Origin of the sequence: Roseburia zhanii, from assembly GCF_014287635.1 — a bacterium.
GTDB classification, from domain to species: domain Bacteria; phylum Bacillota; class Clostridia; order Lachnospirales; family Lachnospiraceae; genus Roseburia_B; species Roseburia_B zhanii.
The window spans coordinates 1-12,985 of record NZ_JACOPH010000002.1; the positions used below are offsets into that span (position 1 = coordinate 1).

General features: G+C 40.6%; 11 protein-coding genes. All 11 read left to right on the plus strand.

The features are described 5' to 3' along the window. Nucleotides 1-151 precede the first annotated feature (151 nt). The 11 genes from H8S17_RS03095 to mutS all read left to right on the plus strand — a co-directional run bounded on the left by H8S17_RS03095 (nt 152) and on the right by mutS (nt 12,972). Complete coding sequence (locus H8S17_RS03095) at nt 152-1,456, plus strand: pyrimidine-nucleoside phosphorylase (protein WP_186866205.1); 1,305 nt, start codon at nt 152-154, stop codon at nt 1,454-1,456. 84 nt (nt 1,457-1,540) lie between these two features. Beyond that, nucleotides 1,541-1,822: a YabP/YqfC family sporulation protein gene (locus tag H8S17_RS03100; RefSeq protein WP_178051006.1), complete on the plus strand. Its 282-nt coding sequence runs from the start codon at nt 1,541-1,543 to the stop codon at nt 1,820-1,822. Nucleotides 1,823-1,831: 9 nt separating this feature from the next. Further along, nucleotides 1,832-3,088 carry a sporulation protein YqfD gene (gene yqfD, locus H8S17_RS03105; RefSeq protein WP_186866206.1) on the plus strand — a complete coding sequence of 419 codons (1,257 nt, stop codon included), beginning with the start codon at nt 1,832-1,834 and terminating at the stop codon, nt 3,086-3,088. Next, nucleotides 3,075-4,073: a PhoH family protein gene (locus tag H8S17_RS03110; protein ID WP_186866207.1), complete on the plus strand. Its 999-nt coding sequence runs from the start codon at nt 3,075-3,077 to the stop codon at nt 4,071-4,073. The genes yqfD and H8S17_RS03110 overlap by 14 nt, the downstream gene beginning before the upstream one ends. Continuing rightward, the gene (locus tag H8S17_RS03115) at nt 4,073-5,263 is read left to right on the plus strand and encodes a hypothetical protein (RefSeq protein WP_186866208.1); all 1,191 of its coding nucleotides are present in this window, start codon (nt 4,073-4,075) and stop codon (nt 5,261-5,263) included. Before H8S17_RS03110 ends, H8S17_RS03115 begins: the two co-directional genes overlap by 1 nt. Then, nucleotides 5,247-5,744 carry an rRNA maturation RNase YbeY gene (gene ybeY / locus H8S17_RS03120; RefSeq protein ID WP_186866209.1) on the plus strand — a complete coding sequence of 166 codons (498 nt, stop codon included), beginning with the start codon at nt 5,247-5,249 and terminating at the stop codon, nt 5,742-5,744. The genes H8S17_RS03115 and ybeY overlap by 17 nt, the downstream gene beginning before the upstream one ends. 14 nt (nt 5,745-5,758) lie before the next feature. Next, the gene (locus H8S17_RS03125; RefSeq protein WP_178051363.1) at nt 5,759-6,880 is read left to right on the plus strand and encodes a DUF3048 domain-containing protein; all 1,122 of its coding nucleotides are present in this window, start codon (nt 5,759-5,761) and stop codon (nt 6,878-6,880) included. A 60-nt stretch (nt 6,881-6,940) separates the two neighbouring features. Beyond that, nucleotides 6,941-7,321: a hypothetical protein gene (locus H8S17_RS03130; RefSeq protein WP_186866210.1), complete on the plus strand. Its 381-nt coding sequence runs from the start codon at nt 6,941-6,943 to the stop codon at nt 7,319-7,321. Nucleotides 7,322-7,324: 3 nt separating this feature from the next. Beyond that, a complete protein-coding gene (locus H8S17_RS03135) occupies nt 7,325-8,656 on the plus strand; it encodes a BaiN/RdsA family NAD(P)/FAD-dependent oxidoreductase (protein ID WP_243237956.1) in 1,332 nt (443 codons plus the stop codon). Nucleotides 8,657-8,703: 47 nt separating this feature from the next. Beyond that, nucleotides 8,704-10,299 carry an NAD(P)/FAD-dependent oxidoreductase gene (locus H8S17_RS03140; protein WP_186866211.1) on the plus strand — a complete coding sequence of 532 codons (1,596 nt, stop codon included), beginning with the start codon at nt 8,704-8,706 and terminating at the stop codon, nt 10,297-10,299. 48 nt (nt 10,300-10,347) lie between these two features. Continuing rightward, on the plus strand, nt 10,348-12,972 hold the full coding sequence (gene mutS / locus H8S17_RS03145) for a DNA mismatch repair protein MutS (RefSeq protein WP_186866478.1): 2,625 nt from the start codon (nt 10,348-10,350) through the stop codon (nt 12,970-12,972). Nucleotides 12,973-12,985: the final 13 nt, after the last annotated feature.

A 12,985-nucleotide genomic window follows, 5' to 3' on the forward strand; every position in this document is an offset into this window, starting at 1 on the left:
GGTGGATTGGTATTTAGTTTCTAGTCAACTCTATTTTACCATAAACCTTGAGGAGATATTTTATTTTAACAACAAAAAATACCGTATTTATGCGGTGTTTGGCGTTTCGCAAACGCCTAATAAATATCAAGAGTAGAAAGGAGCCCACCCCATGCGAATGTACGATTTAATCGAAAAGAAAAAAACAGGCCACACTTTAACAACCGAAGAGATCAACTACATGATCTTAGGCTATACCAATGGCGAGATCCCTGATTACCAGATGTCTGCCATGACCATGGCGATCTGTTTTCGTGGTATGAATGATAAAGAAACACTGGATCTGACGCTTGCCATGCGTGACAGCGGTGACTGTCTGGATCTTTCTAAGATCCATGGTTTGAAAGCCGACAAACACAGTACCGGCGGCGTAGGAGATAAGACTTCGCTCGTTCTGACACCGATCATTGCTGCACTTGGGATTCCTGTTGCAAAAATGTCCGGCAGAGGACTTGGACATACCGGTGGAACGATCGATAAATTAGAATGTTTCCCAGGATTTACCACTGCACTTAGCGAAGAAACATTTATCCATAATGTAAATACCATCAAACTTGCGATTGCAGGTCAGACAGCCAATTTAGCTCCGGCAGATAAAAAGCTGTATGCCCTCCGTGATGTGACGGCTACTGTCGATCAGATGTCCCTGATCGCAAGCAGTATCATGAGTAAAAAATTAGCATCCGGCAGTGACATTATCGTTTTAGATGTAAAAACCGGTTCCGGTGCTTTTATGAAAAAATCAGAAGATGCAAAAAAACTTGCAGAAACCATGGTACAAATCGGTACTATGGCTGGAAAAAAGGTTGCTGCAGTCATTACGGATATGGATCAGCCGCTTGGCAATGCCGTCGGCAATTCTGTTGAAGTCATTGAAGCAATCCATGCATTATCCGGTCATGGTCCATCTGATCTGATGGAAGTTGTCTATGCGCTGGGAAGTAAAATGCTCGTACTTTCCGGTGCAGCAGGAGATGAAGCATCTGCGAAAGCTGCCATGAAAGAAACGATCGATTCCGGTGCTGCCCTTCATAAACTTGCAGAATTTGTAGAGGCGCAGAATGGAGATCCTTCCTATGTTTATGACACCGAACTGTTTGAAAAAGCCGCCTACACGATAGAAATCCCTGCTTTAAAAGCTGGCTATATCACACATATAGAAGCAGAATCTATCGGTATTGCCTGTATGACGCTTGGCGGCGGCAGGGAAACAAAAGAAAGCAAGATTGACCTTTCGGTCGGCATCTTATTAAAAAAGAAATGCGGTGATCTGGTAAAAGAGGGAGATACGATCGCCCTGATATATGCAAATGATATGAAAAAAGCAGAAATCGCAAAACAACAGATCTTAGATGCCTATGCGATTGGAGATACAAAGCCTGCACAGTCTGTAATGATCAAGGCTGTCATTGATTAACAGCACATCTTACAGATCACCTGCCAGAGTCTGTACGCTGTAACAGGAATGAATAATACACGTTTTCCTGACATATAGTAAAACATGGGAAAAGTGAATTTTGGAAAAATAAAAGAAGATCTGGTAGAGTCCTTAGAACTGCCGAAAGATTTGATGTATGGAGCTGTCCTTGTATCCATTACCGGACAGCAGGAAGTTTTAATTGAAAATTACCGCGGGATTTTAGAATATACGAATAATCATATCAGTCTGCAGACGAAAACCTGCAGACTGACCATACAAGGGAAACAGTTAGAGATCAGTTATTATACGAATCAGGAAATGAAGATCACCGGAGAAATCAAACAGATCATATATGAAAATTAGGAGGCGGCTTTGTTTCTTTCCCTGATAAAATTTTTTCATGGTTTTTTACGGATACAATTAAGCGGTTACTCACCAGAACGTTTTTTGAATTTATGCAGCAATCACAATATTTTAATCTGGGATTTAACGAACCATGGTGACGGATATGAATTTAATATCAGTATCCATGGCTACCGCCAGTTAAAGCCTTTATTAAAAAAAACCAAGACAAGACTTAAGATCGTAAAAAAAACAGGGCTTCCTTTTTTCCTGTACCGATACCGGAAACGGAAGATTTTCTTTGTGGGGATACCTGTCTGTTTTATGCTGTTAATGTATTTGACTACCTTCATCTGGCTGATCGATATCAATGGGAACTCACTGATCACAGACAGTACGATCTTAACCTATTTAGAGGAACAGGGAGCCTCTTTTGGCACGAAAAAAAAGGTGATCGACTGTGAGCAGTTAGAAGAATCTTTACGGACGGAATATCCCGATATCATCTGGGCATCTGTCAGACTAAAGGGCAGTAAGATGACGATCGATCTGCAGGAAAATCTGATCACTGGAGAAACTGACACCTCAAAACAGACTGCAAAACCGGAGGGTGCATATGATATCGTTGCCGAAAAAGATGCCATCATATCCTCGATCGTGACCAGACGCGGAACGCCAAACGTCAAAACAAAAAGTAAGGTGAAATCCGGAGATATCCTTGTTTCCAGCCGGTTAGACATCTATAACGACAGCAATGAGATCACTTCCCATGTCTATGTGACCGCAGATGCTGATATTTTCGGTCAGACCGTTTATACCTATCAGGATGCCTTTCCTCTGCAATATACCAAAAAGGTCAAAAATGGCACACAAAACAGTATTTATAGTCTTGATATCTTTTCTTATCAGATCAGGCTGCCATCGGCTTATAAAAAGAAAGAACCGTTCATCTCTTATACAGAGAGCAGACAGTTAGCGATCGCAAAAGATTATTACGTTCCGGTCACCTTAGAAAAAACGACATATTATGCCTGTGATTATCAAAAAGTCACGCTTTCAAAAGATGATGCAAAAGCGAAGGCACAGGAAAATATTTCCCTGTTTTTAAAAAAATTACAGGAAAAGGGTATTCAAATAACTGATAAAAATGTTATGATAGATTTTAAAGACAGTAAGTGCTGTATCAATGCCAGGATTACTGTCATTGAAAAAATCGGCAGATACAGACCTGCTGAGATACAAAATATATCTACTGATGAAAGGCAAAACGAAAATGAGTCTGACTGAATTGAATTTTGATATTCCACCAGAGCATATTGCAAACGTATTCGGACAGTTTGACAGTTTTATGAAAAAAATAGAACGGGCATTCCACGTAACCATTGTCCTGCGTGACGGATCGATCAAAATCTTAGGAAGCAATGCCGCAATAAAGACTGCTGCAAATGTGTTTGAACAGCTGCTAGAATTATCAAAACGCGGCAATACCATTACAGAACAGAATGTCAATTATGCCATTTCCCTTGCAATGGAGAAAGATACCTCTGCATCTGCAATCGTAGAAATTGATAAAGACTGTATCTGTCATACCGTACAGGGAAAGCCGGTAAAACCCAAGACACTTGGACAGAAGAAATATGTCGATGCCATTCGTGATAAAATGATCGTATTCGGCTGTGGCCCTGCCGGAACAGGTAAGACCTATCTTGCGATTGCCATGGCAGTCACCGCATTTAAAAACGAAGAAGTGGGACGGATCATCCTGACACGTCCGGCCATTGAAGCAGGAGAGAAGTTAGGCTTTCTGCCCGGTGACCTGCAAAGTAAGATTGATCCTTATTTAAGACCTTTATATGATGCATTATACCAGATCATGGGAGCAGAGAGTTTTGCCCGTAACATGGAAAAAGGTCTGATTGAGGTCGCTCCATTAGCTTATATGCGTGGACGTACCTTAGACAATGCATTTATCATTTTAGATGAAGCACAGAATACAACACCGGCACAAATGAAAATGTTCTTGACTAGGATCGGTTTTGGTTCAAAAGTAGTCATCACCGGAGATGCTACACAAAAGGATCTTGCTCCCGGAACAAAATCCGGCTTAGATGTTGCCCTTCGGGTGCTTCGGAAAGTAGAAGATATCGGATTATGTGAACTGACAAGCAGTGATGTTGTACGTCATCCGCTCGTACAAAAGATCGTAAAAGCATATGAAGATTACGAAACACAATTAGAAAAAAAGAAAAAAAGACAGGTGGTAAGAAAATAATGGGAGAAAAAATGCCAAAGAACCGTTTTCGTCACTATTGCGCCATTGTGCTTATGACGATTTGTCTATCCCTTCTTTTCGCATATTTAAACGGACTTATGATGGACGGAACTGTTTCTTATCTGTTTATCAATGCAGTATATTTAGCGGTTTTATTATATACCTTAGAAACTAACCGGATCCATCTTAGAATCGCTAATAATAGTTTCAACCATTATGGAATGATCGCTGTCTGTTATGGTATCTGCTGCATTGTTGTGACCGGCTGTTATTTTCTTCCGGCATTTACATTTCCGGCTGCCGGGATCGCATTATTTTTAGGAATTTGTTCTAATATCGAGATTGCCACGATAAGCAGTACGTTTTTATGCCTGATCTTATGTATGGCAACCGGAGGAAATTTCTATGAATTTGCGGCATATATCCTGCTTTTGTTTACAGGTGCACAGATGGCAAAGACCATGCAGGAAAAGAAATACCGTCTATGGGGATGTATGATCCTTACCGCAGTATCTGTTGCGGTACCCATGTTGTTTTATTATCTTTCCTATGCAGAAAGCAGATTATCCTTATTGTTCTGGAATAGTGCATTTGCAGGCTTTGTACTGATCTTATACCATATATCTGCAGACAGGCTGTATGATAAAACAGCTTATAGTAAGATTGATTTTATTGAAAAGATCTTAAAAGAAGATTATCCATTAGTACAGGATATGAAGAATTATTCCAAAGCAGAATATGTACATGCCATGAAAGTGGCTACGATTGCGAGAAAATGTGCCGCAGAGATCGGTGCAGATGAAATGATCGCAACTGCAGCCGGATTTTATTATCGTTTAGGTATTTTAGAAGGAGAGCCATTTATTGAAAATGGGATACATTTAGCCATGGAAAAATGTTTTCCTGATGCGATCATAAAGATTCTTTCAGAATATAACGGGGAAGAAAGGTTGCCCACATCGAAAGAGTCTGCTATAGTACATATGGTAGATGCCTGTTTAAAGAAGATAGAACTGCTGATGGGTAATAACCTTTCTTCTTCATGGAATCAGGATATGGTGATCTATCAGACATTAAATGAACTGTCCGCTACCGGAATCTATGATGAATCAGGACTGAGTATGAATCAGTTTTTAAAACTCCGGGAGTTATTAGTTCGTGAGGAGATTAGTTATGACAATAACGATTGAAGAAGAAACCGAAGTCACATTTACATTTGATTATTGCAAATTAGCAGAAGAAGTCATTACATTTGCCTTAGATGAGGAATCTTTTCCATATGAAGCAGAAGTGAATCTTACTTTGGTAGATAATGATGCCATCTGGGAGATCAACCGTGAATACCGCAATATTGACCGTCCTACAGATGTTTTATCATTTCCGATGCTTTCATATCAGACGGCAGGTGATTTTTCTGATATTGAAGATGATATCGAGGGGAATTTTAATCCTGACACCGGAGAAGTGCTTCTTGGCGATATCGTCATATCAATCCCAAAAGTATTTGAACAGGCGGAAGCTTATGGACATTCCGTCAGACGGGAATTTGCATTTTTAATCGTACATAGTGTATTGCATCTGTTAGGGTATGACCATATGACACCCGAAGATGCTGCATTTATGGAAAATAAACAGAAAAATATCTTAAATGCGATGAATATTTTAAGATAACAGGAGGGTAACTTATGAAACACATGAAAAAAGCAATTCTATTTGCAGCACTCTGCTGCCTGACCTTTGCAGGTTGTGGAAACAAAGACAGTAATATAGAAGATCCTGTTTCCACGGAAACGGTCGCTGCTGACACAGAACAGACTGCTGACACAGAACTGCCGACAGAAGCCACAGAAGCTGCTGTGACAGATGCAAACATGAATCCATTGACAGGTGAAGCTATGGATCCTGCACTTGCATCACAAAGACCGGTATCCTGTATGATCGGTAATACCGTAGATGCTATGCCACAGTATGGTACTTCTTATGCAGATGTTATCATTGAAGCACCGGCAGAAGGTGGTCTGACACGTCTGATGGCAATTTTTCAGGACTATGCAAATCTTCCGACGATCATGTCTGTTAGAAGCTGCCGTCATTACTATGCATATCTGTCCAATGAATTTGAAGCAATCTATGTACATTATGGACAGGCAATCTATGCAACAGAAATGTTAAAGAGCTGTGATGACTTAAACGGATTAGACGGTGATCTTGCAGATGTTACATTCTTCCGTGATAAATCCAGAAAATCTCCGCACAATGCCTATATCAATGGTGAAAGTATCGTTGCCGGAATTGAAAAGAGGGGCTATCGTACACAGCATGCTGACACTTACCAGAACCGCCTCAAATTCAACAAAACAAATACCGATATCGCAAATGGTGAAGATGCAGCCGTTGTAGCACCGGGTTACACAGTCAACAAACCTTGGTTTGTCTACAATGCAGACACAGGTCTTTATGAAAGATACCAGTACAAAGCAGCTCATGTAGATGGTGGCAATAACGAACAGCTTGCATTCAAAAATGTCATTTTCCAGGTATGCGATTACAAAGTAGAACCAGACGGAAAATACTTAGATGTCAAAACAGCTTCTTACGGTGGTACAGGAAAATATATCACAAACGGAAAAGCTATGGATATCACATGGGTAAAAGAAGTAGAAGATGGTGTCGGCAGATATTATGATGCTGATGGAAATGAACTTCTTTTAAACCCGGGTAAAACATGTATCTGTATCATCTTAAATGATGCAACAGATAAGATGGGTGTATTTGCAACAGAAGCAGATTTTGAAGCATCCAAATAAAAAATAATCTTATATGTATAAATGAGAAAAAAATGCGAATACTCTTGACTGGTGATAATTATGAAAAAAGTCAATCGTATCCGCATTTTTTTTATTCTTACAGTTTTACTTATCGTAAGCCTTTACCGGTTTATGATAACGACTCCAAAACACGCCCCGGAAGAAACAGCAACAGAACAGATCGCAGCCGAAACACAGGCAGCAGGATCAGAAACAGAAAAGAGTATCTTCACAAGCAGTACGGTGATCGATTATCAATATCTGATCGTCGAAGAAAGTGATTATCTGACCGTATATTCTGCCGATGGCACTACAGTATATGAATATACAGATATCCGCTATTCTGATCTTGACGATCATCTGCGTCATAAGATCCGCAATGGGTACTATATCAAAGACGATGCCGAATTGTTTGGTTTTTTAGAAAACTATAGCAGTTAGACGTTGAATGTTCGATTTTCTTATGCTAAAATGTTTTGCGTAAGCAAAAAAACGGTTATCGCCCATAAGAGGCTTACAGACGGTAACTATATCGAAAAGGGTGAAGAATTGAGATCGATCATCATTATCGGTGGCGGTGCCTCAGGCATGGCAGCTGCAATTGCGGCTGCCAGAAATGGCGCTGACACTGTGATTATAGAGCATAAAGACAGAGTAGGAAAAAAGATACTCTCGACTGGAAATGGAAAATGTAATTATACGAACAAAGAGCAGGGATTACGCTATTACCGAGGCGAAAACCCTGCATTTGTATTGCCTGTATTTGAGCAGTTCGGTTTTAAAGAAACCATTTCTTTCTTTAAAGAACTTGGCATTTACCCCAAAGAACGCAACGGCTATTTCTATCCGGCAAGTGAACAGGCAGCAGCCGTTTTAGATGTGTTGCGCATGGAATTACGGAGATTAGGTGTTTTCATATATACAGACTGCACACTAAAATCCATAAAAAAGAATAAAAATAAATTTACAGTTCTCACAGATCAAAAGACGTTTACGGCAGATGCCTGCATCTTTGCCTGTGGAGGAATGGCATTTCCAAAATCAGGAAGTGACGGAAGTGCCTATCCATATATAGAACAGTTTGGCCATACATTTACAGATATGGTACCTGCACTTGTACAAATGAAGGCAAAACAGTCATTTTTTAAATCGATTGCAGGAATTCGATCAGATATTTCGATCAGATTATACATAGACCGACAGTTCGTATGCGAAGACAGAGGCGAAGTCCAGCTGACAGAATATGGTATTTCCGGTATTCCATCTTTTCAGGTCAGCCGTTATGCGGCGATTGCTTTAAAACACCGGCAAAAAGTACAGGCAGTCCTTGATTTTATGCCAGCATTATCAGATATGGATCTGCAGCAGGAATTGTATACACGTTTTACATCTTTACATGGAAAAACAGCAGAAGAAGCACTGATCGGTCTGTTTCCAAAGAAACTGATCCCGCTTTTTCTAAAAGAAAACCAGATCTCATTGCATGATCCATCGGATCAGATTCCGGCAAAACAGATCAAAAATCTATCTGATTATCTAAAAAACGTAACGATCGATATTACTGATACAAAGGGTTTTGATGCTGCACAGTGCACTGCCGGAGGCATCCGTACCAAAGAGATTTATGCAGATACCTTAAAATCCCGCATTGTTTCCGGACTTTATTTTGCAGGAGAAGTCATTGATATCGATGGTATGTGTGGCGGTTATAATCTGCAATGGGCATGGTCGTCTGGCTATGTTGCCGGCACACATGCAGCATGTGATAAGCAGTAATATAATTCGTAAAATTACGGGAGTACCTAATCAAAGAAAGGGCAGATATGATACAGATTCAGCAGTTGAAGCTTCCGATCACACATTCGAAAGAAGCATTAGAAACAAAAATTTCCAAGGTATTACATATATCAAAGGAACAGATCCTTTCTTACCGGATCACAAAACAGTCTTTAGACGCAAGGAAAAAACAGGATATCCATTATGTATATACGATAGAAGCAGACACAGCCATTGACGATACCGCACTTGTAAAACGGCTGCACAATGATTCTATCCGTTATATGGAACGAAAACCATATCAGTTTTTAATTTCCGGCACGAAAAAGTTACACCATCAGCCGGTTATTGTCGGAAGTGGACCAGCCGGACTTTTCTGTGCATATATGTTAGCAGGTGCCGGCTATGCACCGATTGTCTTAGAACGTGGGAAAACCGTTGATGAACGTCAGAAAGATGTTACACTTTTCTGGAAAGACGGCATCTTAGATCCTTCTTCTAATGTACAGTTTGGAGAGGGCGGAGCCGGTACATTTTCCGATGGCAAACTAAATACGTTAGTCAAAGATACCTTTGGACGCAACCGGAAAGTACTTGAGATTTTTACTGCCCATGGCGCACCTAAGGAGATCTGCTATGAGGCAAAACCACATATCGGAACAGATATTTTAGCAAAAGTGATCCCTGCTATGCGGCAGGAGATCATATGCTTAGGTGGAAAGTTTTTATTTGAAAGCTGCATGACCGATATTCGAATTACAGATAACCGCATTTCTGCCATAGAGATTGATCATAAGACATGGATTGAAACAGATATTGTAGTCTTAGCGATCGGACACAGTGCAAGAGATACCTTTCAGATGCTTTATGACCGTAAGATACCGATGGAGGCAAAATCATTTGCCGTTGGTTTTCGGGTAGAGCACCCACAGGAAATGATCAACAAAAACCAGTACAAAGAAGCCGCAGCACTTTTACCGCCTGCTGCCTATAAAGTAACCGCAAAGGGTCTGCACGACAGAGGTGTCTATTCCTTTTGTATGTGTCCGGGCGGATATGTTGTCAATGCTTCTTCAGAGGAAAAACGTTTAGCCGTCAATGGTATGAGTTATTATAAACGTGACAGTGCAAATGCAAACAGTGCGATCATCGTATCGGTCACACCAGATGATTTTGAAGGAGATACTCCGCTTGCCGGTGTGAAATTCCAGCGGAAATTAGAAGAAACTGCCTATCGTATCGGTGATGGTGCAATTCCACAGCAGTTATACGGAGATTTTAAACGCAGACAGCTTTCCGCTTCTTATGGCAGTTTTTCTTCTGTCACCTGTGGAAATACGGCTTTTGGTGCACTGCATGATTTGTTTAAGCAGGATATCTATGAATCCTTTTTATCAGGAATGGAACAGTTTGGCAGAAAAATCTCTGGTTTTGACAGGGAAGATGCGATCCTATCCGGTGTTGAGAGCCGGACTTCTTCGCCTGTAAGAATCCATAGGGACGATACATTCCAAAGTGCCATCAAAGGACTTTATCCCTGCGGAGAGGGTGCCGGCTATGCAGGCGGTATCATGTCTGCAGCTATGGACGGCATCAAAGCAGCAGAAGCAGTTGCCTCTTTCTATCAGCCGATGATGGATTAAACTATATATATGGAAGGAAGTACAGTTTTGAACGATGAATATACACCAATGATGCAGCATTATCTGGCAACAAAAGAAGCCTATAAGGATTGTATTTTATTTTACCGCCTTGGTGACTTCTATGAAATGTTCTTTGATGATGCTAAAATCGTATCGAAAGAATTAGAACTGACCTTAACCGGAAAAAGCTGTGGAACGAAAGAACGTGCCCCGATGTGTGGTGTTCCATACCATGCAGCAGAAACCTATTTAAACCGGTTAGTCAAAAAGGGCTATAAAGTAGCAATCTGTGAACAGGTAGAAGATCCGAAAACAGCAAAGGGTATCGTAAAACGTGATGTGATCCGGATCGTAACACCCGGAACAAATACCGACAGCCAGTCTTTAGATGAATCCAAAAATAATTATATCATGTGTATCGTCTACGTTGCAGATAAATATGGAATTTCCATTGCAGATGTCAGTACCGGAGATTATTTTGTCACAGAAGTAGATACCGAACGCAAACTCTTAGATGAGATCAATAAATACAGTCCGGCAGAGATCATCTGCAATGAAGCATTTTATATGAGCGGCGTGGACTTAGATGATATTAAAAACCGCCAGAATATCTGTGTCAGTGCCCTAGAAGCATGGTATTTCAGTGACGATACCGCAGTCGGAACATTAAAAGAACATTTTAAGATACATAGTTTAGAGAGTATCGGTTTAAATGACTTTGCCTGTGGAAGTATTGCAGCAGGTTCTTTATTAAAATACCTCTATGAAACCCAGAAAAATTCTTTGGCTCACATGACTTCAATCCATCCATATGTGACCGGAAAATTTATGATCATCGACAGTTCTACAAGACGTAACCTCGAATTAGTAGAAACCCTGCGGGAAAAATCCAAACGTGGTTCCTTATTGTGGGTATTAGATAAAACGAAAACCGCCATGGGTGCACGGACTCTGCGGTCATATATCGAACAGCCGCTGATCGATAAAGCAGCGATCACAGAACGCTTAGATGCGGTCACAGAACTAAATTCCCATGCGATCACAAGAGAAGAACTGCGGGAATACTTAAATCCGATCTATGACTTAGAACGTCTGATCACCAGAGTGACGTATCAGACAGCAAATCCAAGAGATCTGATTGCTTTTAAAAATTCAATCCATATGCTGCCACCGATCAAAACGCTGTTAAATGATTTTAAAAGCCCGCTTCTTATAAAGATACAAGAGCAGTTAGATGCATTAGAAGATATCTTTGCAATGATTGAAAACGGCATTATCGAAGAACCGCCGCTTTTAATGCATGACGGCGGTATCATCAAAGAAGGGTATCACGAAGAAGTAGACCGCCTGAGGAAAGCAAAAACCGAAGGAAAACAGTGGTTAGCTGAGTTAGAAACAAAAGAACGTGAAAAAACAGGCATCAAAAACTTAAAGATCAAATTCAACAAAGTATTTGGCTATTATTTAGAAGTCACAAACTCCTATAAAGAATTAGTACCGGATTATTTTACAAGGAAACAGACCTTAGCGAATGCAGAGCGTTATATCACACCGGAATTAAAAGAATTAGAAGATGTGATCTTAGGTGCAGAAGACAAACTGACCGTGTTAGAATATGAATTATTCCGTACGATAAGGGAATCTATCGCAGCAGAAGTCGTCCGTATCCAGAAAACGGCAAAAGCTGTTGCGCATTTAGATGTTCTTGCGTCCCTCGCCTATGTGGCAGAGCAGAACCATTACTGCAGACCAAAGCTGAATGAAAATGGCACGATCGATATCAAGGGCGGCCGTCATCCGGTGGTAGAGAAAATGATCCATAATGATATGTTTATCAGCAACGATACTTATTTAGATAATCATAAGCAGAGAATATCCATTATCACAGGCCCGAACATGGCTGGAAAATCCACCTATATGCGGCAGAGTGCATTGATCGTCTTAATGGCACAGATTGGAAGCTTTGTTCCGGCTGATTCTGCCAATATCGGAATCGTAGACCGGATCTTCACAAGAGTCGGTGCGTCCGATGACCTTGCCAGCGGTCAGAGTACCTTTATGGTAGAAATGACAGAAGTAGCAAATATCTTAAGAAATGCAACGTCTGATTCCCTGCTGATCTTAGATGAGATCGGACGTGGAACAAGTACCTTTGACGGTTTGAGTATTGCATGGGCAGTTGTCGAACATATCAGCAATCCGAAACTTTTAGGCGCAAAGACTTTATTTGCAACACATTACCATGAACTGACCGAATTAGAAGGCAAATTAAATAATGTCAATAACTACTGTATTGCCGTTAAAGAAAAAGGTGATGATATCGTCTTTCTGCGTAAGATCGTACCGGGTGGTGCTGATAAGAGTTACGGTATACAGGTGGCAAAACTCGCTGGTCTTCCAGACTCTGTCCTTGAACGTGCAAAAGTGATCGTAGAAGAATTAAGTGCAAATGATATTTCGGATATTGCTAAAAATATTCAGGTCGATACAGCAGGCAAAAAGAAAAAGAATCAGTTAGACGAAGTGGATATGACACAGATGTCTTTATTTGATACCGTCAAAGATGATGATATCATTGCAGAATTAGGCAGTATAGACATCAGCCATTTGACACCGATCGAAGCGATGAATAAACTCTATGAATTACAGAACAAAGTAAAGAACCGCTGGTAAAAGGTGGATAGGA

What these genes read in the sequence shown, in the direction of transcription:
- H8S17_RS03095 (WP_186866205.1), top strand. Translation starts at nt 152, where the DNA reads ATGCGAATGTACGATTTAATCGAAAAGAAAAAAACAGGCCACACTTTA.
- H8S17_RS03100 (WP_178051006.1), top strand. Translation starts at nt 1,541, where the DNA reads ATGGGAAAAGTGAATTTTGGAAAAATAAAAGAAGATCTGGTAGAGTCC.
- H8S17_RS03110 (WP_186866207.1), top strand. Translation starts at nt 3,075, where the DNA reads ATGAGTCTGACTGAATTGAATTTTGATATTCCACCAGAGCATATTGCA.
- H8S17_RS03115 (WP_186866208.1), top strand. Translation starts at nt 4,073, where the DNA reads ATGGGAGAAAAAATGCCAAAGAACCGTTTTCGTCACTATTGCGCCATT.
- ybeY (WP_186866209.1), top strand. Translation starts at nt 5,247, where the DNA reads ATGACAATAACGATTGAAGAAGAAACCGAAGTCACATTTACATTTGAT.
- H8S17_RS03125 (WP_178051363.1), top strand. Translation starts at nt 5,759, where the DNA reads ATGAAACACATGAAAAAAGCAATTCTATTTGCAGCACTCTGCTGCCTG.
- H8S17_RS03130 (WP_186866210.1), top strand. Translation starts at nt 6,941, where the DNA reads ATGAAAAAAGTCAATCGTATCCGCATTTTTTTTATTCTTACAGTTTTA.
- H8S17_RS03140 (WP_186866211.1), top strand. Translation starts at nt 8,704, where the DNA reads ATGATACAGATTCAGCAGTTGAAGCTTCCGATCACACATTCGAAAGAA.
- mutS (WP_186866478.1), top strand. Translation starts at nt 10,348, where the DNA reads ATGATGCAGCATTATCTGGCAACAAAAGAAGCCTATAAGGATTGTATT.